The 21,236-nt window shown below is 67.8% G+C and carries 18 protein-coding genes; 17 read left to right on the top strand and 1 reads right to left on the bottom strand.

Annotation, left to right across the window (positions count from 1 at the left end):
• Positions 1 to 80 precede the first annotated feature (80 nt).
• From alaS to nusB, 10 genes are all read left to right on the top strand, one after another.
• Positions 81 to 2,759 (top strand): alanine--tRNA ligase, encoded by a 2,679-nt coding sequence (gene alaS / locus AC1DBE_RS02130; protein ID WP_476969452.1) that lies wholly within the window; start codon positions 81 to 83, stop codon positions 2,757 to 2,759.
• A 13-nt stretch (positions 2,760 to 2,772) separates the two neighbouring features.
• Positions 2,773 to 3,384 carry a Holliday junction resolvase RuvX gene (gene ruvX / locus AC1DBE_RS02125; RefSeq protein WP_476969451.1) on the top strand — a complete coding sequence of 204 codons (612 nt, stop codon included), beginning with the start codon at positions 2,773 to 2,775 and terminating at the stop codon, positions 3,382 to 3,384.
• Positions 3,368 to 5,098, top strand: coding sequence for an endolytic transglycosylase MltG (gene mltG, locus AC1DBE_RS02120; protein ID WP_476969450.1), 1,731 nt, complete (start codon positions 3,368 to 3,370; stop codon positions 5,096 to 5,098). Before ruvX ends, mltG begins: the two co-directional genes overlap by 17 nt.
• Positions 5,095 to 5,973, top strand: coding sequence for a shikimate dehydrogenase (locus AC1DBE_RS02115; RefSeq protein ID WP_476969669.1), 879 nt, complete (start codon positions 5,095 to 5,097; stop codon positions 5,971 to 5,973). The genes mltG and AC1DBE_RS02115 overlap by 4 nt, the downstream gene beginning before the upstream one ends.
• A gap of 26 nt (positions 5,974 to 5,999) precedes the next feature.
• Positions 6,000 to 7,199 (top strand): chorismate synthase, encoded by a 1,200-nt coding sequence (gene aroC, locus AC1DBE_RS02110; RefSeq protein ID WP_476880218.1) that lies wholly within the window; start codon positions 6,000 to 6,002, stop codon positions 7,197 to 7,199.
• Between the two features lie 56 nt (positions 7,200 to 7,255).
• Positions 7,256 to 7,795, top strand: coding sequence for a shikimate kinase (locus AC1DBE_RS02105; RefSeq protein WP_476880219.1), 540 nt, complete (start codon positions 7,256 to 7,258; stop codon positions 7,793 to 7,795).
• The gene (gene aroB / locus AC1DBE_RS02100) at positions 7,792 to 8,883 is read left to right on the top strand and encodes a 3-dehydroquinate synthase (RefSeq protein WP_476880220.1); all 1,092 of its coding nucleotides are present in this window, start codon (positions 7,792 to 7,794) and stop codon (positions 8,881 to 8,883) included. The genes AC1DBE_RS02105 and aroB overlap by 4 nt, the downstream gene beginning before the upstream one ends.
• Positions 8,883 to 9,401, top strand: a complete 519-nt coding sequence (locus tag AC1DBE_RS02095) for a tetratricopeptide repeat protein (protein WP_476903348.1) — start codon at positions 8,883 to 8,885, stop codon at positions 9,399 to 9,401. Before aroB ends, AC1DBE_RS02095 begins: the two co-directional genes overlap by 1 nt.
• Before the next feature lie 144 nt (positions 9,402 to 9,545).
• Complete coding sequence (gene efp / locus AC1DBE_RS02090; protein WP_018773146.1) at positions 9,546 to 10,109, top strand: elongation factor P; 564 nt, start codon at positions 9,546 to 9,548, stop codon at positions 10,107 to 10,109.
• Complete coding sequence (gene nusB / locus AC1DBE_RS02085; RefSeq protein WP_476880677.1) at positions 10,109 to 10,519, top strand: transcription antitermination factor NusB; 411 nt, start codon at positions 10,109 to 10,111, stop codon at positions 10,517 to 10,519. Before efp ends, nusB begins: the two co-directional genes overlap by 1 nt.
• A 71-nt stretch (positions 10,520 to 10,590) precedes the next feature.
• Here the strand turns inward: nusB and AC1DBE_RS02080 are convergent, their stop codons facing one another.
• Positions 10,591 to 11,853, bottom strand: coding sequence for a PrsW family intramembrane metalloprotease (locus AC1DBE_RS02080; RefSeq protein WP_476969449.1), 1,263 nt, complete (start codon positions 11,851 to 11,853; stop codon positions 10,591 to 10,593).
• Positions 11,854 to 12,019: 166 nt separating this feature from the next.
• Here AC1DBE_RS02080 and pyrR point away from each other — a divergent pair, with 166 nt between their 5' ends.
• From pyrR to pyrF, 7 genes are read left to right on the top strand one after another with little or no spacing between them, the layout of a single operon-like run.
• A complete protein-coding gene (gene pyrR / locus AC1DBE_RS02075) occupies positions 12,020 to 12,622 on the top strand; it encodes a bifunctional pyr operon transcriptional regulator/uracil phosphoribosyltransferase PyrR (protein ID WP_476880657.1) in 603 nt (200 codons plus the stop codon).
• Positions 12,619 to 13,626, top strand: a complete 1,008-nt coding sequence (locus AC1DBE_RS02070; protein ID WP_476903350.1) for an aspartate carbamoyltransferase catalytic subunit — start codon at positions 12,619 to 12,621, stop codon at positions 13,624 to 13,626. Before pyrR ends, AC1DBE_RS02070 begins: the two co-directional genes overlap by 4 nt.
• Positions 13,626 to 15,011 (top strand): dihydroorotase, encoded by a 1,386-nt coding sequence (locus tag AC1DBE_RS02065; protein WP_476879865.1) that lies wholly within the window; start codon positions 13,626 to 13,628, stop codon positions 15,009 to 15,011. Before AC1DBE_RS02070 ends, AC1DBE_RS02065 begins: the two co-directional genes overlap by 1 nt.
• Entirely contained in the window at positions 15,011 to 15,529 is a 519-nt protein-coding gene (locus tag AC1DBE_RS02060; protein WP_476879864.1) for a PH-like domain-containing protein, read from the top strand. The genes AC1DBE_RS02065 and AC1DBE_RS02060 overlap by 1 nt, the downstream gene beginning before the upstream one ends.
• Before the next feature lie 4 nt (positions 15,530 to 15,533).
• Positions 15,534 to 16,805, top strand: coding sequence for a glutamine-hydrolyzing carbamoyl-phosphate synthase small subunit (gene carA, locus AC1DBE_RS02055; protein ID WP_476969448.1), 1,272 nt, complete (start codon positions 15,534 to 15,536; stop codon positions 16,803 to 16,805).
• A complete protein-coding gene (gene carB, locus AC1DBE_RS02050; RefSeq protein ID WP_476903351.1) occupies positions 16,805 to 20,155 on the top strand; it encodes a carbamoyl-phosphate synthase large subunit in 3,351 nt (1,116 codons plus the stop codon). Before carA ends, carB begins: the two co-directional genes overlap by 1 nt.
• Positions 20,148 to 21,026 carry an orotidine-5'-phosphate decarboxylase gene (gene pyrF, locus AC1DBE_RS02045; RefSeq protein ID WP_476969447.1) on the top strand — a complete coding sequence of 293 codons (879 nt, stop codon included), beginning with the start codon at positions 20,148 to 20,150 and terminating at the stop codon, positions 21,024 to 21,026. Before carB ends, pyrF begins: the two co-directional genes overlap by 8 nt.
• Positions 21,027 to 21,236: the final 210 nt, after the last annotated feature.

Below are 21,236 nucleotides of genomic sequence, written 5' to 3'. Positions count from 1 at the left end.
CGTTTGGCGCCACCACCAGCTGCCGGCCAGCATCCGGGAACCAACTATGCAGTGAATATTGAAGGGTAAGTAACTAGGTTATGAAGTCGCAGGAGATCACCAAGCGCTGGATCGACTTTTTTGTCAGCAAGGGCCACACCGCCGTGCCCTCGGCCTCCCTGGTCTCCAGCGACCCCTCCCTGCTGTTCACGGTGGCCGGTATGGTCCCGTTCATTCCGTACCTGACCGCCCGTGAGGAAGCACCCTACTCGCGGGCCACCAGCGTGCAGAAGTGCATCCGGACCGGCGACATCGAGGAAGTCGGCAAGACGGCCCGCCACGGCACCTTCTTCCAGATGTGCGGTAACTTCTCCTTCGGCGATTACTTCAAGGAAGACGCCATCAAGTTCGCCTGGGAACTGCTGACCACCAGCGTTGACGACGGCGGCTACGGCCTTCCGCCGGAGCGTCTTTGGGTCACCGTGTACGAAGAGGACGACGAAGCCAAGGAGCTTTGGCTCAAGAACACCGGCGTGCCCGCCGAACGCATCCAGCGGATGGGCAAGGCGGACAACTACTGGTCCACCGGCCAGCCGGGCCCCGCAGGCCCCTGCTCCGAGATCTACTACGACCGCGGGCCGGCCTACGGCATCGAAGGCGGCCCGCTGGCCGACGAGACCCGCTACATCGAGATCTGGAACCTCGTGTTCATGCAGTACCAGATTGACAATGTGCGCTCCAAGGTCGACTTCGACATCACCGGCGAGCTCCCCAAGAAAAACATCGACACCGGCCTCGGCATGGAGCGCCTCGCGATGATCCTGCAGGGCGTCGAGAACATGTACGAAACAGACCAGGTCCGCCCGGTCATCGACAAAGCCGCCGCTCTCTCCGGCAAGGAATACACCTCCGCCGAGACCGCGGAAGACCCGCACCACACGGACGACGTCCGGATGCGCGTGGTCGCCGACCACATCCGGTCCGCCCTGATGCTGATTGCCGACGGCGTAACACCCTCCAATGAGGGCCGCGGCTACGTGCTGCGCCGCCTGATCCGCCGGGCCGTGCGCTCCATGCGCCTGCTGGGCGTCGAAAAGGCGTGCCTGCCCGACCTGCTGCCCGCATCCCGGGACGCCATGAAGGGCGTCTACCCGATCGTCGAGACCGACTTCGACCGGATCAGCCGGATCGCCTACGCCGAGGAAAAGGCGTTCCTGCGCACCATCGCCTCCGGCACCGCCCGCCTCGAGGACGCCGTGAAGGAGTCCAAGGCCGCGGGCCAGCCGCTCTCCGGCGCCGACGCCTTCGCCCTGCACGACACCTACGGCTTCCCGATCGACCTCACTCTGGAAATGGCCGAGGAAGCCGGCCTTAAGGTTGACGAGCCCGAGTTCCGCAAGCTGATGCTGGAACAGCGCCAGCGCGCCCAGGCCGACGCCAAGGGCAAGAAGGGCGCCCACGCCGACCTCAGCGCATTCCAGGAACTCCTGGCCTCCGGCGAGACCGTCTTCACCGGCTACACCGAGCTCGCCGGCGAGTCGAAGGTCCGCGGCATCCTGGCCGGCGGCCGCAAGGTCTCGCAGGCCTCCACCGGTGACGAAATCGAACTGGTCCTGGCCGAAACGCCGTTCTACGCCGAGGCCGGCGGCCAGGCCGCCGACACCGGGCTCATCACCGGCGACGGGTTCGTCGTCGAGGTCCTGGACGTCCAGCGGCCCATCAAGGGACTCAGCGTGCACAAGGCGATCGTCCGTGAAGGCGAAATCGGGGCCGACGCCATGGTCCAGGCCGCCGTCGACCGGGAACGCCGCCACGCCGCCGAACAGGCCCACACCGGCACGCACATTGTGCACGCCGCCCTGCACCAGATCCTCGGCCCGGAAGCACTGCAGCGCGGATCCTTCAACAAGGCCGGATACCTCCGCTTCGACTTCTCCTGGGGTGAAGGCCTCAGCGCCGCCACGCGCTCCGAGATCGAGGAAGTCTCCAACATCGCCATCCGGAACAACTTCCAGGTCCAGACCAAGGTCATGGGACTCGCGGAAGCCAAGGCGCTGGGCGCCATGGCACTGTTCGGCGAGAACTACGGCAACGAAGTCCGCGTTGTGGAGATCGACGGCGCCTGGTCCCGCGAGCTGTGCGGCGGCACGCACGTCTCCAACACCTCCCTCATCGGCAGCCTCTCCCTGTTGGGCGAGCAGTCCGTCGGTTCGGGAAACCGCCGTGTGGAGGCCTTCGTCGGCATGGACGCGTTCCGGCACCTCGCGGCCGAACGCGCCCTGGTCACTGAACTGACGGAAATGCTCAAGGTTCCGTCCGGCCTGCTCACCGAGCGCATCGCAAGCACCCTGACCAAGCTCAAGACGGCTGAAAAGGAACTGGAGCGGCTGCGCAAGGAGCAGCTGTCGGCCGCGGCCGCACAGCTGGTCGGCACCGCCAAGGACGCYGCCGGCGTSAAGGTKATYGCCCACGAYGCCGGCMTGGTCAGCGGCGCCGATGACCTCCGCGGACTGGCGCTGGACCTCCGGACCCGCCTCGGGTCCGAGCCCGCCGCCGTCGCCGTCGCCGGCGTCAGCAACGACCGCCCGGTCATCCTGATCGCCACCAACGAAGCAGCACGGGCCGCCGGGGTTAAGGCCGGTGCGCTGGTGCGCCTCGCTGCCGGCATCCTCGGTGGCGGCGGCGGTGGCAAGGACGACGTCGCCCAGGGCGGCGGCACGGACGCGGCCAAGGTCGGCACGGCCCTCACCGCCGTCGTGGACGCCATCACCCGGCGCTAGCACGGAACAACGGATGACTGAATCGGCCATACCCGGCGGCTACCCCCGGGGCGTGAAACTCGGGGTAGACGTCGGTACCGTGCGCGTGGGCGTGGCGGTGTGCGACCGGGACGGGATCCTCGCCACTCCGCTGCGTACCCTGACCCGCAACGTGAAGAAGAACACTGATGTGGGAGTTCTCGCAAAGCTGGCCGGGGAGCTCGAGGCGGTGGAAATCTTCGTTGGTTTGCCGCGCACCATGAAAGGTGAAGAGCACGCTTCCGCACGAATGGCCACCGAGTATGCAAAGCTACTCGTCGGGAAACTATCCGAGGCCGGTTCCGACGTGCCAGTGAGGCTGGTTGACGAACGGCTGACCACGGTGACAGCCCACCGCAACCTGCACCAAGCTGGCATGAGCAGCAAGGACCACCGTAAAGTAGTTGATCAGGTCGCCGCCGCAGCCATTCTGCAGCACGCGATCGATATGCAAAAGGCCAGGGAAACGGAAGTGGGAAGCCGCGTCAGCGCGGACCTGCCGCCGGGGCCACCCGGCGGCGGCGCTCAGGCCGCCCCGGCAGTACAAACGCATTCTGCACAACGCATTCTGCCCAAACTGGAAGGCTACAGTGAGCCCGGTCAATAATGACGACTCCTCTGGTGATGCCAATAATGGCGCTGGCCGTCCGCTGACGCGTAAAGAGATCCGTGCCCAGGAGAAGTTCCTGGCGACACAGGGTCACGATGTCATCCCGCCCCAGGCTTTCGAGACCGAGTCCGAAGCTTCGGTAGAGCAGCCCGACGCTCCCCGCGAAGCTGCCGCCCCGGACCTTCCCGCTGCAGAGCCGACCGTGCACGAACCGGTTCGCGAGGACTCCGCTGAGCCCACCCGTGAGGCGCCCGCGCCCCAGGAACGGGTTCACCACGAGCCCGTTGCCGAGGAGCCGGTTCACCACGAGCCCGTTGCCGAGGAGCCGGTTCACCACGAGCCCGTTCACGAGGAACCGTTTGCCCAGGAACCCGTGCACCACGAGCCGGTTCACCACGAGCCCGTTGCCGAGGACCCCGTTTATGAGGAACCGGTCCACGAGCCCGTCCACAACTACGCCGCCGGTATGTCCCGCGAGGAAACCCTGCGCCGTGCCGACGAACTGCAGTACGGCCACAGCGCCCACCACGGGGCAGATTACGATCCCGCCTACGCGGACCACCACGAGGACGACCCCCACGGCTACGACGAGGAGCCGGGCCACGGCCTGATGGCTGGGGCCGCCAGCATTCCCACCGCGAAGGGCCCCTCCAAGAAGGTCCGCCGGCGCCGCCGCTTCCTCGCTCTGCTCCTGACGCTGACCGTCTTCGTCGTCGCGATCGTCGTCGGCGCCCAGGTCATCAAACCCCTTCTCGGTGGAAACGCCGCAGCAGACTATCCGGGCCCCGGCACCGGCTCCGTGACTATCACCGTGCCGCCAGGCGCCGGGCCCCGGTCCGTGGCCGCGGACCTGGAATCCAAGAAGGTCATCGCCAACGCCGACTCGTTCGTCAAGCAGTTCGCGTCCTCCGGGGGAGCGCTAAGCCCCGGCACCTTCACGCTTCGGCAGGAGATGAACAACGCCGACGCCGTCGCGATCCTGCTGAACAAGGGCGCCGACAAGGTGATGTACTTTGCCCTGAGCGCCGGCCTGAGGATCAACGAATCGCTGCAGGCAATCTCCGACGGCACAGGTATTTCGGTGCCGGAACTGAAGGCACTGAGCGATAACCCGAAGCAGTTCGGCGTCCCTGCCAAGGCCAAGAACCTCGAGGGATTCCTGTTCCCGGGTGAATACCGCTTCCCGATCGGGACCTCCGCCAAGGACATCCTGAAGAAACTCAGCGGCAGCGCACTCGACGAGCTCAAGGCCCAGGGCGTCACCGACCCGAACAAGCAGTACGACGTCGTGACGGTCGCCAGCATTGTGCAGGCCGAGGGCGGCCAGGCCGAGTACGGGGACGTGGCAGGTGCCATCTACAACCGGCTGAAGCCGAACAACACCGAGACCAACGGCCTCATCCAGTCGGACGCCACGGTGACCTACGGCCTGGGCATCCGGAGTTTCCACATCGACGAGGCCCAGAAGGCCGACAAGTCCAACAAGTACAACACGTACGCCAATGTTGGCCTCCCGGCCGGTCCCATTGGCTCGCCGGGCAAGCGCGCCCTCGACGCGGCCGCCAAACCCAAGAGCAACGACTACCTGTACTGGGTCACCATCAACCTGGACACCAAGGAGACCAAGTTCTCCAAGACCCTGGCCGAGCACAACGGCTACGTCGCCAAGTACAACGCGTGGTGCGAGGCCAACCCGGGCCGTTGCGTGTGACGCTGCGGGCCGCCGTCCTCGGGCATCCCATCAGCCACTCGAAGTCCCCGGCGCTGCACCGCGCCGCCTACGCGCAGCTCGGCGTCGCGATGGACTACGACGCCATTGATGTCACCGTCGACGCCCTGCCCGCCTTTATGGCTGGTGTCCGGGCCGACGGCGCCTGGCGCGGACTGTCCGTCACCATGCCGCTGAAGGCCGCCATGGCCGCGGAGGTGGACGAAGTCCGCGGCGTGGCCCGGGACCTCGGGGTCATCAACACCGTCGCGTTCGAGCGGGCACAGTCGGCCACCGGCGCACCGGCCCGGCTGGTGGGCTACAACACGGACGTCGCGGGAATCGTGAACGCCCTGCGCTACGCCGGGGCCAGCCGTGAGCCCGCCGCCGTCATCCTGGGCGGCGGCGGAACAGCGGCGGCCGCAGTGGCGGCCCTGAAGGAACTCGGTGCCCCCGCCGCCACGGTCTACGTCCGGGACGTCGGCCGCGCCGCCGAAGCCCGGACAGCGGCGGCCGCCGTCGGACTGTCCCTGACGGTCCTGCCCCTGGAGATGGCCGCACCGGCCGTCGCGGCCGCCGACGTCGTCATCTCCACCCTCCCCCCGCGGGCAGCCGACGGGGTGGCGGAACAGCTGGCCACCCTGCCCGCCGGAGCCGCAGCAACCGGCGTGCTCCTCGACGTGGCCTACGAGCCCTGGCCCAGCCGGATCGCCGCGGCCTGGGCGGCCCGGGGCGGCCGTGTGGTGCCCGGGCTGGAAATGCTGCTGTACCAGGCCATCGAACAGGTACGCCACTTCAGCGGCCTCGGCGGCCCCGTCCCGGCCGAAGTCATAGATGTGATGTGTGACGCAGTCGGGGCTCCTCGACGGGTGTTCTAAGTGCCTTGCATGGCAGGATGGATTTTATGTTGCGTTGGTTGACTGCCGGAGAATCCCATGGCCCGGCCCTGGTCGGAATTATCGAAGGCGTCCCCGCCGGTGTGGAGCTCACCAGCGACCGGATCGTCGAGGCACTTGCCCGGCGGCGCCTTGGATACGGCCGCGGCGCCCGGATGAAGTTCGAACAGGACACGGTCTCAGTGCTCGGCGGTGTCCGCCACGGAACCACGCAGGGCGGCCCCGTCGCCATCCAGGTGGGCAACACCGAATGGCCCAAGTGGGAACAGATTATGTCCGCTGATCCCGTGGATCCGGAAGTCCTCGCCGATCAGGCCCGCAACGCGCCCCTGACCCGGCCACGGCCCGGCCACGCCGATTTCACCGGCATGCAGAAGTACGGCTTCGATGAGGCTCGGCCCGTCCTGGAACGCGCCAGCGCCCGGGAAACCGCAACCCGGGTGGCCCTCGGCGCCGTCGCCGCCGCCTTCCTGCAGCAGCTCGGCATCGAGCTGGTCTCGCACACCGTCTCGATCGCCAACGTTTCCGTTCCCGAGGGACGGCCCCTGCCGGTGCCCTCGAACGTGCTGGCGCTCGACGCCGATCCGCTGCGCTGCTTCGACCGCGAAACGTCCGACGCGATGGTGGCCGAGGTGGACGCTGCCCACAAGGAGGGCGAAACCCTTGGCGGCGTCGTCGAAGTCCTCGCCTACGGCCTCCCGCCGGGACTGGGCAGTTACGTGCACTGGGACCGCCGCCTCGATTCGCGCCTCGCCGCGGCCCTGATGGGTATCCAGGCGATCAAGGGCGTTGAAGTCGGCGACGGCTTCCTCACAGCGGCGCGCCGCGGCTCCGCAGCCCACGATGAAATCGTGAAGGATGCCGACGGCCGGATCATCCGCACCTCCAACCGGGCCGGCGGCATCGAGGGCGGCATGAGCATTGGCGACGTGCTCCGGGTCCGTGCCGCGATGAAGCCCATCGCGACGGTGCCCCGTGCGCTCAAGACCGTTGACGTGAAGACCGGAGAAGCCGCCAAGGCCCACCACCAGCGCTCGGACGTCTGTGCGGTCCCGGCCGCGGGCGTGGTGGCCGAGGCCATGGTGGCTTTGGTGCTTGCCGAAGCGGTCACGGAAAAATTCGGCGGCGACTCCGTGCAGGAGACCGCCCGCAACATCAAGGGCTACCTGGACAACATCCCGGCGTCCCTGGACTCGATCGGGCACTAGTGCCGCCTCGTAATCCACGCAAAGGACAGGACCGCCCGGTCGCACTGATCGGCCCGATGGCGGTGGGGAAGTCGGCCATCGGCCAGCAGCTTGCCCTCCAGCTCGGCGCACCGTTTGTTGACACCGACGCCGAAGTCGTCGCCCAGCACGGGAGCATCGCGGACATCTTCGCCGGCCAGGGCGAATGCGCGTTCCGCGAACTGGAGGCCAGGGCCGTCGCCCAGGCCATCGAAAACGCGGCTGGCAGCAACACCGTCATCTCCCTCGGCGGGGGTGCCGTACTGGACTCGGGGACCCAGCAGCTGCTCGCCAGCTGCACCGTGGTCTACCTCGAATGCGACGCCGCCACCGTGTCCGAAAGGATCGCCCGGAACTCCGGGCGGCCGCTATTGGCCGGCGACGCATTGGAACGCTGGCGGGCCCTGTTCGCCACCCGGCAGCCGGTGTACGAACGGCTCGCCGACCTGACACTCGACGTCCGCACCGGGTCCGTCCAGGACCTCGCGCGCCGGCTTGAAGATGCGCTGGAGCAGTTTACCGACGCCAGTACCGCGGAAACTCCGGCGCCAGCAGCGACTAGGAAAGTTGAAAAGTGAACACCGAATCAACAGTCATTAAAGTCACCGGCACCACTCCGGGGGAAAACTACGACGTCGTCGTCGGTCGGGGCCTGCTGGCCAGCCTCCCTGGACTGCTGGGGGAGCGCGTCCAGCGTGTCCTCGTCATTCACCCGCGGGCGCTCCGGCTGACCGGCGACACCGTCCGTGAGGAGCTGGCCGCCGCCGGCTTCACCGCGCTGACCGCTGAAATCCCGGACGCCGAAGAGGGCAAACACATCGAGGTGGCCTCCTTCTGCTGGCAGGTCCTGGGCCAGAATGACTTCACCCGGTCGGACGCAATCGTCGCCGTCGGCGGGGGAGCGGTGACCGACCTCGCCGGTTTCGTCGCCGCCACCTGGCTGCGCGGAGTCAAGGTCATCCACATGCCCACCAGCCTTCTCGGCATGGTGGACGCCGCCGTCGGCGGGAAAACCGGCATCAACACCGCAGAAGGCAAAAACCTGGTGGGCGCCTTCCACCCGCCGGCCGGGGTCCTCGCGGACCTCGACACCCTGGACACGCTGCCGAAGAACGAGATCATCTCCGGCATGGCCGAGGTCATCAAATGCGGGTTCATTGCCGATCCCGCCATCCTCGACCTGATCGAGAAGGACCCGGCGGCGGTCTCCGATCCCCGCTCCGATGTCCTCCGGGAACTGATCGAACGGGCCATCACGGTCAAGGCCCGGGTGGTCTCCGAGGACCTGAAAGAAACCGGGCAGCGCGAGATCCTGAACTACGGCCACACCCTGGGGCACGCGATCGAACTGGCCGAACGCTACTCGTGGCGCCACGGGGCCGCCGTCTCGGTGGGCATGATGTTCGCCGCGGAGCTCGCCCGCAGCGTGGGACGCCTCAGCGACGCCGACGCCGACAGGCACCGCACCATCCTCGAGAGCCTCGGCCTGCCCATCACCTACCGGCGTGACCGCTGGCAGGCGCTGCTCGACGGAATGCGGCGGGACAAAAAGTCCCGCGGCGACCTGCTGCGCTTCGTTGTGCTCGACGGCGTCGGCCGCCCCGGCATCCTCGACGTGCCGGACACCTCGCTGCTTTTCGCGGCCTACCAGGAAATCGCGTCCTGATGATCAGCGACAACGGCGGCACCACCGAATGGCCCGACGGCGGGTTCCCCGGCATCCGGATCAACCCTGAAACACTGATGCCGCAGGTGGTCAACGAGGACGCGTGCGCCGAAGCCCTGGCCCGGTCCACGGACCCGACGGACCTGATCTTCGTCCGCCTGGTTGAGGGGCACCCGGGCGAGGCCGCGGAGCTGCTGGCAGAGGCGCGGTACAAGGACCCGGACTCCTTCCGGCTCCGGATGTTCGAGGCCGAGGTCCTGCGCGTTTCGCACCGCTTCGACCGCGCCGTTGAGCTCTACCGGCAACTGCTTCCGGAAGCCCAGGGGACCCCGGAGGAGGCCGTCGTCCGGCAGCACCTGGGCCGTTCGCACTTCGCAGCCGGCCACGCCGCCGCCGCCGTCGAGTCCTTCGCCAGAGCGCTCGACCTGCGGGTGGCGGGCTCAGCGGACGCGGCCCTGATCTACTCCTCGACGGTGGCGCTGCAGCGGGCCCGGGACGTGCTCGACCTGGCCTGCTAGGGGACCGTACGGCAGCCTGCCGGCAAAACCGGTAGAATGGTTTTTGGATTTTTGATAAATACGCGCTGGCGGGCCGATTGGCGTGCCCGCCTGGCATAGGCGGCTGGTGGCTAGAACCAGTCCACGAAGAAACCTGAGGATACTGTGGCAACCACGAACGACATCAAGAACGGAACCGTGCTCAAGCTCGAGGGCCAGCTGTGGAACATCATCGAGTTCCAGCACGTCAAGCCCGGCAAGGGTGGCGCGTTCGTCCGCACCAAGATGCGCAACGTGATGTCCGGCAAGGTCGTCGACAAGACCTTCAACGCCGGACTCAAGATTGAGACCGCAACGGTTGACCGCCGCGACTACCAGTACCTGTACCAGGACGGCGCCGACTTCGTGTTCATGGACACCTCGGACTTCGACCAGCTCACTGTTTCCGCCGCGACCGTGGGCGATGCCACCAACTTCATGCTCGAAAACCAGATGGTGAACATCGCCATCCACGAGGGCAACCCGCTGTACATCGAACTGCCCCCGAGCGTCGTGCTTGAGATTACCTACACGGAGCCGGGCCTGCAGGGCGACCGTTCCTCGGCCGGCACCAAGCCCGCCACTCTCGAAACCGGCTACGAGATCCAGGTGCCCCTGTTCGTTGAGAACAACACCAAGGTCAAGGTCGACACCCGCGACGGCAGCTACCTCGGCCGGGTCAACGACTAGTGAGTGCCCGCGGTAAGGCCCGTAACCGGGCCCTGGATGTTCTCTTCGAGGCGGAGCAGCGCTCCACCTCCGCATTCGATGTGCTGCGTGCCCGTCGTGAAAAGACGGATCAGATCATCAACCCCTACACCCTGGAAGTCGTCGAGGGGGTCGTGTCCCACCAGGCCGCGATCGACGAATTCCTCGAAACCTACTCGCAGGGCTGGTCGCTGGAGCGGATGCCCGCGGTGGACCGCATTATCCTGCGGATCGGCACCTGGGAACTGCTCTACAACGACGACGTTCCGGACGGCGTTGCTGTGAGCGAAGCCGTGGCGCTGGCCAAGACGCTCTCCACCGACGAGTCGCCGTCGTTCATCAACGGCCTCCTTGGCCGCCTCCAGCAGCTGAAGCCTTCGCTGCTGGCCTGATGCGCCGTTGACCTCAAAGGACCGGTGTCCGCCTTATGGCGGGCACCGGTCCTTTGCGTTGGGCCACTGCCTCAGTGCAGAACGGCGTCACGCAGGAGCAGGATCTCTGCCAGCTGCCGTTGCTCGTCGAGCCGGTGGGCCGGGACGTCCCGGCCGCTGAGGATCCGCTGGCGGGTCAGGGCCAGCCGGGTGGCCGCCTGCAGGAACGCCCGCATCTGCGGGGTGCGCCCGATGGAGCGCGCCCAGCGCAGGGCCGAGCGGCGCCCGGCCGGTGTTGCCAGCATCGCGACCTCCTGGCCCGAAAACCAGCCGGCTGCCGCATACTCCTGCAACCGCTGGCGGGTCAGCCGGCGTTCGGCGACGCGCAGCAGCACCACCACCAGTACCGCGGCCAGGAAGATCGGGACCTGGACCAGGATGTACTGGGCCAGGAAGTCCTGCCCCATGGAGTTCCAACCGCTGTGCAGCACCATGGCCGGGACCAGCCCTACCGGGAAGGCCAGCAGGCTCAGGCCGGAATGCCAGCGGCGTGCCGCCAGGCCCAGGACGAGGCCGGTGCTGCCGGTGAAGATCGCGTGGGCGAAGGGTGACATCACCCCGCGGAGGAAGAACACCACCGCGAAATCAACGCCCGGGTTGGACGACTCGGCGATGGCCCGGCCGAAGTACAGGATGTTTTCCGTGAACGCGAAACCGCCGGCAATGGTGAAGGCGAAGACCACCCCGTCCACCGGGCCGTCGAACTGCTTGCGGGCAAACACGAGGAGCAGCAACAGTCCCAGGGATTTCGCGAACTCCTCCACCACCGGCGCCTGGACGGTCACGGCGAACGTCTGGTAGTCCAGTCCCGAGGCAGGGCCGGCGGCGAGCGAGAAAACGGGCTGCAGCAGCATGGTCACGGAAATCGACACCAGGGCGCCCCAGCTGAACGCGAACACCAGCAGCCGCCTGGGCTCGGGCTCCCACCGGTCAATGTAGCGGACGGCCAGCAGGACACAACCCAGCGGCAGCAAAGAGGCGATGAAACCCACAACGAAGCCAGCCGGACCGGTACTGCGAAGCACAAAGGGAAGAACCAGGAACAGGCTGACGAACGCCAGGACCCCGCCGCCGAGGACCAGCGCGGCCATCCCTCCTGAAGCCCTTGCCGCGGGCAGCCGGGGATACCCGGGCGCGGGCGGCGGCCGGTACCCGGGCTGCAGTTGCTGCCCGAAGCCCGGCGCCGGCCGGTAATGCTGCGGCTGGATCTGCCCCATCCAGCTGGGGTTGGATTCCTGCAACGGGTCCGGCGTCACATGTGCCGGCCGGCCGGGGCCGGGATCAGGGCTCGTCATGCCATGAGCCTATGGTGCCCGGTCCGGTCGGCCCAACGGCCAGGTTCCGGTGTGACGGACGACGCCTCCGCCGGAGCGGGGCCGCGGCGGCCTGTGTGGTAATTTGAAAGAGCAAATGATCCTTTTTTAATTCCGTCCCGTGAGGCGGGGAAAGGGGAGACGAGCGTTGACTTCTGTTCCAGAAGCACCGGTTCCGGCCGCGGTCCAGCTCAGCAGGGTTGTCCTCAACCAGGCCGACATTGACCGTGCACTGACTCGTATCGCCCATGAGATTCTCGAATCCAACAAGGGCTCCCAGGACCTTGTCCTGCTGGGCATTCCCAGGCGCGGCTATCCACTCGCCAAGCGCCTCGCCGCCAAGATTGCCGCCGCCGATCCCGGCGTGGATCCGGCCGCAATTATCGGCCAGCTGGATGTGACCATGTTCCGCGACGACCTCTCGCGCCAGCCCACCCGGCCGCCGTACCCCACGCAGCTGCCCCGGACCGGGATCGACAACAAAGTAGTGGTGCTCATCGACGATGTGCTCTACTCCGGCCGCACCATCCGCGCCGCACTGGACGCCATCATCGACCTCGGCCGGCCCCGGATTGTCCGCCTCGCCGTCCTGATCGACCGTGGCCACCGCGAACTGCCGATCCGCGCCGACCACGTGGGAAAAAACCTCCCCACGTCCTCCTCGGAGAAAGTCCGCGTCCGGCTCCACGAAACGGACTCCGCCGGCAACGCCGCGGCCGCCGATGAAGTAGTCATCGAGGCCACCGCATGAGGCACCTGCTCTCCACCGAAGACCTGGGCTACGCCGACGCCATCCGCATCCTCGATACCGCCGAAGAAATGGCCGCGGTAGGGGAGCGGGAGGTCAAGAAGCTCCCCGCACTGCGGGGCCGCACGGTGGTCAACCTCTTCTTCGAGGACTCCACCCGCACCCGGATCTCGTTCGAGGCGGCGGCCAAACGGCTCTCGGCGGACGTCATCAACTTCGCAGCCAAGGGCTCTTCCGTGTCCAAGGGCGAGTCCCTCAAGGACACCGCGCAGACGCTGGCCGCAATGGGGGCAGACGCCGTCGTCATCCGGCATTGGGCCTCCGGCGCCCCGCACCGGCTGGCCGCAACCGACTGGATCGATGCCGCGGTGATCAACGCCGGCGACGGCACCCACGAGCACCCCACCCAGGCGCTGCTGGACGCATTCACCATGCGCCGGCACTGGTCAAAGCTCGCGGGGACGCCATCCACCGGCGCCGACCTGCGCGGAATGCGCGTCGCGATCGCGGGTGACGTCCTGCACTCGCGCGTCGCCCGTTCCAACGTCTGGCTGCTGCGCACCCTGGGGGCGGACGTGACCCTGGTGGCGCCGCCCACGCTGCTGCCGATCGGCGTCGAACAGTGGCCCTGCAAGGTCAGCTACGACCTTGACGAGACACTCGCCGGCGGCGTGGACGCGATGATGATGCTCCGCGTTCAGGGCGAGCGGATGAACGCTTCCTTCTTCCCGTCCACCCGCGAATACTCCCGCCGCTGGGGCTTTGACGACAACCGCCTCCGTGCCCTGGACCGCCTGGGCCTGAAGGACACCATCATCATGCACCCCGGCCCGATGAACCGCGGGCTCGAAATTTCCTCATCCGCCGCCGACTCGCCCCGTTCCACCGTCCTGGCACAGGTGCGCAACGGCGTGTCCATCCGCATGGCCGCCCTCTACCTGCTGCTCTCCGGGGACTCCCGCGAGCCAGCCACCCCCACCGCCGCCTACTCCAAGGAGAGCCACTGATGGCATCACAACACCAGGACGCAGGCAGCGCCGGCGCCTACCTCATCCGCGGAGCCTCGATTCTCGGCGGCGCCGCTGAGGACCTGCTGATCCGCGACGGCGTCATCGCCGGCCGCGGCCCCAACCTGGACACGGACCCAGAAGCGGCCAAGGGCGCCACCGTCATCGACGGCGCCGGTCTCATCGCGCTGCCGGGCATGGTGGACATCCACACCCATCTGCGCGAACCCGGCCGCGAGGACGCCGAGACGGTCGAAACCGGCACCCGCGCAGCGGCCCTGGGCGGCTACACCGCCGTGCACGCGATGGCCAACAGCACCCCGGTGGCGGACACCGCCGGCGTCGTCGAACAGGTCCTGACCCTGGGCCGCACCGCCGGCTGGGTGGACGTCCGGCCCGTCGGCGCCGTCACGGTCGGCCTGGCCGGCCAACAGCTCGCCGAGCTCGGCGCCATGGCCGACTCGCGGGCCAGGGTCCGGGTGTTCTCCGACGACGGGATCTGCGTCAGCGACCCCGTCCTGATGCGCCGTGCCCTCGAATACGTCAAAGCGTTCGACGGCGTGGTCGCGCAGCACGCACAGGAACCCCGGCTCACCGCCGGCGCGCAGATGAACGAAGGCGACGTCTCGGCCGTGCTGGGCCTCACCGGCTGGCCCGCCGTCGCCGAGGAAAGCATCATCGCCCGCGACGTGCTGCTCGCCCAGCACGTCGGCTCACGGCTGCACGTCTGCCACGTGTCCACCGCGGGGTCGGTCGAAATTGTCCGCTGGGCCAAGTCCCGCGGCATCAACGTCACGGCCGAGGTCACACCGCACCACCTCTGGCTCACCGACGAACTGGTCCGCAGCTATGACCCCGTCTACAAGGTCAACCCGCCGCTGCGCACCGACGCGGATGTCCAGGCACTGCGGGCCGCACTGGCTGACGGCACGATCGACGTCATCGGCACCGACCACGCACCGCACCCGAGCGAGCACAAGGAATGCGAGTGGGCCCAGGCCGCCATGGGCATGACGGGCCTCGAAACGGCGCTCTCCGTGGTGCAGCACACCATGATCGAGACCGGGCTCATGGGCTGGGACGACTTTGCACGCGTTACCTCCACCACACCGGCAGCCATCGGCCGGCTCGAGGACCAGGGCAGGCCGCTGGAGACCGGCGAACCCGGGAACGTCATACTCGTGGACCCGGCTGCACGCTGGACCGTGGACCCTTCTAAGATGGCAACCATGGGCCGTAACTCTCCGTTCGCGGGCCGGGAACTTCCCGGCCGGGTAGTGGCCACGTTCTTCAAAGGCCACCCCACCGTCCTCGACGGCCAGCTCAACACCCCCTACCGGTGGCCGGCCGACGCCGTCGACGCCGCACCGGCGGGCCGCAACTGATGGACAGGCTGCTCCCCGGGCTGCTGATGCTCGCCGTCGCGGCGGTGGTCATCGCGCTGATCGCTGTCGGCTGGCGCAACCGCCTGCGCCGCCAGGCCGACGTCGAGCCCCTGCCCCCCGTCCCGGACGAACCCGGTGCGCCGCTGGCGTCCGCTGCCGGCCAGTATGTTGCCTCCACCACGGCCGGCGACTGGCTGGACCGGATCGCCGTGCACCAGCTCGGGATCCGCACCAACGCCGAGCTCAGCGTCCACCCCGGCGGGGTGCTGTTCGACCGATCCGGGGCCGTGCCCCTTTTCATCCCGGCCGCCGCACTCACCGGCGTTCGGCAGGAGAGCGGCATGGCCGGCAAATTCGTCGAGAAAGACGGACTCCTGGTACTCAGCTGGCGGCTCGGGCCGCGCGAGCTGGACACCGGTTTCCGCACCCGCCGGGCCGAGGACAAGGTCCTGCTCCTGGCCACCCTTCAAGATTTGATCTCCGCTGCCCCCCAGGCAGACGCCGATAGTGGAAAGTAACAACGTGACGGAATCCAACGCAGTGACAGAAGAAGTGTCAGAGACAGCCGCAGCGGCGGCCACCAACGGGGCGCCGGCAGCACCGGCCCTCGCCGTGCTGGTGCTCGAAGACGGGCGGATTTTCCGCGGCAGCAGCTACGGCGCCACCGGCACCGCACTGGGCGAGGCCGTGTTCGCGACCGGCATGACCGGCTACCAGGAAACCATCACCGACCCGTCCTACGCCCGGCAGCTGGTGGTGCAGACCGCACCGCACATCGGCAACACCGGCGTGAATAAGGACGACGCCGAGTCCCGCCGCATCTGGGTGGCAGGCTACATTGTCCGCGACGCCGCCCGCCGCCCCTCCAACTGGCGCTCGGAACGCAGCCTGGACGAGGAACTCACGGAGCAGGGCATCATCGGGATCCAAGGCGTCGACACCCGCGCCATCACCCGGCACCTGCGTGAACACAAGACCATGCGCGCCGGCATCTTCTCCGGCGACGCGGCAGCCGCCAGCGACAAGGAACTCGTGGAGGCCGTCCTGGCCAGCGCGCCGATGGAAGGCTCACGGCTCGCCGAGGAAGTCAGCGTCGACGAGGCCTACACGGTGGAGCCCGCCGACTGGGGCTGGGAAGGCGAGCCGCTGTTCAGCATCGCCGCGATCGACCTCGGCATCAAGCGCATGACCCCCATCCGCTTCGCCGAACGCGGCGTCCGGGTCCACGTCCTGCCGGCCACGGCGACCCTCGAGGACGTCACCGCGGTCAACCCCGACGGTGTGTTTATGTCCAACGGCCCCGGCGACCCCGCCACCGCCGACAGCCAGGTCACCCTGCTCCGCTCCGTCCTGGACGCCAAGCTTCCGTACTTCGGAATCTGCTTCGGCAACCAGATCCTGGGCCGCGCCCTTGGCTTTGGAACCTACAAGCTCCGTTACGGCCACCGCGGCATCAACCAGCCCGTGATGGACCGCCGCACCGGCAAGGTCGAAATCACCTCGCAGAACCACGGCTTCGCCGTCGACGCCCCGCTGGAGGGCGCCACCCAGGCGCCGGAAGAACGCTTCGGCCGGGTGGAAGTCAGCCACGTCAGCCTCAACGACGACGTCGTCGAGGGCCTGTACTGCCTCGACATCCCGGCCTTCTCGGTCCAGTACCACCCCGAGGCTGCCTCCGGCCCGCACGACGCCGCCTACCTCTTCGACCGCTTCATCGCCCTCATGGGGGAGACCAAGAAGCCTGCCGGCGAGACACAGACTGCCACCGAATCCAACACTGAGGACAAGAAGTAATGCCCAAGAGAACTGACCTTAAGAGCGTCCTGGTCATCGGTTCCGGCCCGATCGTCATCGGCCAGGCCGCCGAATTCGACTACTCCGGCACCCAGGCACTGCGCGTCCTCAAGGAGGAAGGCCTGCGGGTCATCCTCGTCAACTCGAACCCGGCCACCATCATGACCGACCCGGAGTTCGCCGACGCCACCTACATCGAACCGATCACCCCGGAGGTGGTAGAGAAGATCATCGCCAAGGAACGCCCCGACGCGATCCTGCCCACCCTGGGCGGCCAGACCGCGCTGAACACGGCGATCGCCCTCGACAAAAACGGTGTGCTGGAGAAGTACAACGTCGAGCTGATCGGCGCCAACATCGCGGCGATCGAGCTCGGCGAGGACCGCGAGAAGTTCAAGGGCGTGGTGGAGCGCTGCGGTGCCGAATCCGCCCGCAGCCACATCATCCACAGCATGGACGAGGCCCTTACGGCGGCCGAGGACCTGGGCTACCCGATGGTGGTCCGCCCCTCCTTCACCATGGGCGGGCTCGGCTCCGGCCTGGCCTACAACGAGGGCGACCTCCGCCGGATCGTCGGCCAGGGCCTGCAGTACAGCCCCACGTCCGAGGTATTGCTCGAAGAGAGCATCCTTGGCTGGAAGGAGTACGAGCTCGAGATGATGCGGGACAAGAACGACAACGTCGTGGTGGTCTGCTCCATCGAGAACTTCGACCCCGTCGGCGTCCACACCGGCGACTCCATCACGGTCGCCCCGGCCCTGACCCTGACGGACCGCGAATACCAGCGGCTGCGCGACATCTCCATCGCCGTCATCCGCGAAGTCGGCGTCGACACCGGCGGCTGCAACATCCAGTTCGCCGTCGAGCCGGACACCGGCCGCGTTGTGGTCATCGAGATGAACCCCCGCGTCTCCCGCTCCTCCGCGCTGGCCTCCAAGGCCACCGGCTTCGCGATCGCCAAGATCGCCACCAAGCTCTCGCTCGGCTACACGCTGGACGAGATCCCGAACGACATCACGCAGAAGACCCCGGCGTCCTTCGAGCCGACCCTCGACTACGTCGTGGTCAAGGTCCCGCGGTTCGCGTTCGAGAAGTTCCCGGCCGCCGATTCCACCCTCACCACCACCATGAAGTCGGTGGGCGAGGCCATGGCGATGGGCAGGAACTTCACCGAGGCCCTGCAGAAGGCCCTGCGGTCGCTGGAGCAGAAGGGCTCCCAGCTGGACTTCGGTCCCGTCCCCGAATGGGAAGTCCCCGAGCTGATTGAGAAGGCCAAACGGCCCAGCACCGAACGCCTGCACCAGGTCCAGCGCGCCCTGCTCGGCGGCGCCACCGTGGAGCAGCTGTTCGAGGCGACCAAGATCGACCCCTGGTACCTGGACCAGCTCCAGCTGCTGAACGAGATCTCCCAGGAAATCCGCCGCTCCACCGCCCTGACGCAGGAGATGCTGCAGCGGGCCAAGCGGCACGGGTTCTCCGACGCCCAGATTGGTGCCCTGACGCACAACTCCGAGGACGTCGTCCGCGGCGTCCGGCAGGCCCTGGGCATCCGCCCCGTCTACAAAACCGTCGACACGTGCGCGGCCGAGTTCGCCGCGTACACCCCGTACCACTACTCGTCCTACGACGAGGAGGATGAGGTGGCCCTGCACTCCAAGCCGTCGATCATCATCCTCGGATCCGGTCCCAACCGGATCGGCCAGGGCATCGAGTTCGACTACTCCTGCGTGCACGCCTCGATGGCGCTGCGCAAGGCCGGCTACGAGACCGTGATGGTCAACTGCAACCCGGAGACCGTGTCCACGGACTACGACGTCTCCACCCGGCTCTACTTCGAACCGCTGACCCTTGAAGACGTCCTCGAGGTCATCGCGGCGGAGGAACGCACCGGCGGCGTGATGGGTGTGTTCGTCCAGCTCGGCGGCCAGACCCCGCTCAAGCTGGCGCAGCAGCTCGCCGACGCCGGAGTGCCGATCCTCGGCACGTCCCCGGAAGCCATCGACCTCGCCGAACACCGCGGCGCCTTCTCCCGGGTGCTGGACGAGGCCGGCCTGGTCTCCCCGAAGAACGGCACCGCTGTGTCCTTCGAGGACGCCAAGAAGATCGCCGACGAAATCGGCTACCCGGTGCTGGTCCGCCCGTCCTACGTGCTGGGCGGCCGCGGCATGGAGATCGTCTACGACGAACCCAACCTCTCCCGCTACATTGCCAACGCCACCGAGATCACCCCGGACCACCCGGTCCTGATCGACCGCTTCCTTGAGGACGCCGTGGAGATCGACGTCGACGCCCTCTTCGACGGCAAGGACATGTACCTCGGCGGAATCATGGAGCACATCGAGGAAGCCGGCATCCACTCCGGCGACTCGGCCTGCGTGCTGCCGCCGATCACCCTAGGCAACAACGTGGTGGACCGGGTCCGGACCGCCACCCGCGCCATCGCCGAGGGGGTGGGCGTCCGGGGCCTGATCAACATCCAGTTCGCCCTCGCCTCCGACGTGCTCTACGTCCTTGAAGCCAACCCGCGTGCCTCCCGCACCGTCCCGTTCGTCTCCAAGGCCACGGGCGTGCAGATGGCCAAGGCTGCCGCGCTGATCGGCACCGGCGTGACCGTCAACCAGCTCCGCACCGCCTACAAGATGCTGCCGGAAACCGGTGACGGCTCCACGCTGCCGCTGGACGCACCGGTGGCGGTCAAGGAGGCTGTCCTGCCGTTCAGCCGCTTCCGCACCCTTGAGGGCAAGGTTGTTGACTCCCTGCTGGGGCCGGAGATGCGGTCCACCGGCGAGGTTATGGGCATCGACAAGCACTTCGACACGGCGTTCGCCAAGAGCCAGGCCGCGGCGAACAACGCACTGCCCACCGAAGGCAAGGTCTTCGTGTCCGTCGCCAACCGGGACAAGCGCGCCGTCATCATGGCCGTCAAGCGGCTCTCGGACCTCGGGTTCGAGATCGTCTCCACCGGCGGCACCGCCGACGTGCTGCGCCGCAACGGCCTGCAGGCCACCACGGTCCGCAAGGTCGCCGAGGGCTCCAGTGCCGAGGGGGAGGGCACCATCGCCGACCTCATCGTCGCCGGCGAGATCGACATGGTCTTCAACACCCCGTCCGGCGGCGAGGCCCGCGGTGACGGCTACGAAATCCGTGCCGCCGCCACTTCGATCGGCATTCCCTGCATCACCACCGTGGCCGAGTTCAACGCGGCCGTCCAGGCCATCGAGGCCATGCGGACCTACGAATGGTCCGTCACCAGCCTGCAGGAACACGCCAGCGCCCTCGCCGAGTCGCAGAAACGCGACGCCGAGGAACGGGTCGCGCAGGCTGCCGGTACGGTGTCCCAGCATGCCTGAGGCCGCCGGTACCGGCGGCCGCACCGGCCGGGAGTCCTTTGGCTCCCGGCTCGGGCGGGCCATGGCCCAGCGCGGCCCGCTCTGCGTGGGCATCGACCCGCATCCGTCGCTGCTGCAGCACTGGGGCCTGAACGACGACGCCGCCGGGCTGGAGCGCTTTTCGCTGACAGTACTGGAGGCCGTGGGATCCCTCGCTGCCGCGGTAAAACCGCAGGTGGCGCTGTACGAGCGTCACGGGTCGGCCGGGATGGCGGTGCTGGAACGCACCCTCGCCGCTGCGGCTGACTCCGGTGTGCTGACCATTGCGGACGCCAAGCGCGGCGACATCGGCTCCACCATGGCAGCGTACGCGGACGCCTGGCTGCGCGACGGCTCGGCCCTCGCGGCGGACTCGGTCACCCTGAGCCCTTATCTGGGGTTCGAATCCCTGCGGCCGGCCCTGGACCTCGCGGCAGAGAGCGGCCGCGGAGTGTTTGTCCTGGCGCTGACCTCCAACCCGGAAGGCGCCTCCGTGCAGCACGTCGGCGGGGACGACTCCGTCGCACGCCGGATCACCCGGGCCGCCGCCGTCGAAAACCAGCGCTACACCGCTGAAGCAGGTGAACTGGGGTCCGTGGGCCTTGTGGTCGGCGCAACCGTCGGCTCAGCCCTACAGGACCTTGGTCTGGACCTTGCGGCTGTGCGCGGCCCGATCCTCGCCCCCGGATTGGGGGCGCAGGGCGCCACGGCGGCCGATTTGCGGCGCACCTTCGGCAACGCGTACGGGCAGGTTCTGGGCACCTCGAGCCGGGACATTCTCGGCGCCGGACCGCGCCCCGCCGAACTCCGGGACGCGGCCCAGCGGACCCTCGACGGACTCCGCGACTCTTAGACGCGACGCAGCAGTACACCGTTTGCCAGGAATGGCCGCTATAGCCTCGGCTTTGCGGCCATTTCTGGCAAACGGGCGGCGACGGCGGGAGGCCAGCCGGCCGTCCGACGTCGGGCTGGTCCCCAAACATTGATTTCAGGTCCATCGATTTCGGATCCATTGATTTCAGCCGCTCCCAGCGGGTAGGTTCAGGATGAGTCCGCGGCACGG

Source organism: Arthrobacter sp. 10T416, assembly GCF_056394165.1.
Note: the sequence above shows the minus strand (reverse complement) of the source record. Positions and strands in the feature narration are given on the sequence as shown.

Excerpts from the sequence above, each read along its gene's own strand:
- ruvX (WP_476969451.1), top strand. The coding sequence starts at position 2,773 with ATGACTGAATCGGCCATACCCGGCGGCTACCCCCGGGGCGTGAAACTC.
- aroC (WP_476880218.1), top strand. The coding sequence starts at position 6,000 with ATGTTGCGTTGGTTGACTGCCGGAGAATCCCATGGCCCGGCCCTGGTC.
- AC1DBE_RS02105 (WP_476880219.1), top strand. The coding sequence starts at position 7,256 with ATGGCGGTGGGGAAGTCGGCCATCGGCCAGCAGCTTGCCCTCCAGCTC.
- AC1DBE_RS02095 (WP_476903348.1), top strand. The coding sequence starts at position 8,883 with ATGATCAGCGACAACGGCGGCACCACCGAATGGCCCGACGGCGGGTTC.
- AC1DBE_RS02080 (WP_476969449.1), bottom strand. The coding sequence starts at position 11,853 with ATGACGAGCCCTGATCCCGGCCCCGGCCGGCCGGCACATGTGACGCCG.
- AC1DBE_RS02070 (WP_476903350.1), top strand. The coding sequence starts at position 12,619 with ATGAGGCACCTGCTCTCCACCGAAGACCTGGGCTACGCCGACGCCATC.
- AC1DBE_RS02065 (WP_476879865.1), top strand. The coding sequence starts at position 13,626 with ATGGCATCACAACACCAGGACGCAGGCAGCGCCGGCGCCTACCTCATC.
- AC1DBE_RS02060 (WP_476879864.1), top strand. The coding sequence starts at position 15,011 with ATGGACAGGCTGCTCCCCGGGCTGCTGATGCTCGCCGTCGCGGCGGTG.
- carB (WP_476903351.1), top strand. The coding sequence starts at position 16,805 with ATGCCCAAGAGAACTGACCTTAAGAGCGTCCTGGTCATCGGTTCCGGC.
- pyrF (WP_476969447.1), top strand. The coding sequence starts at position 20,148 with ATGCCTGAGGCCGCCGGTACCGGCGGCCGCACCGGCCGGGAGTCCTTT.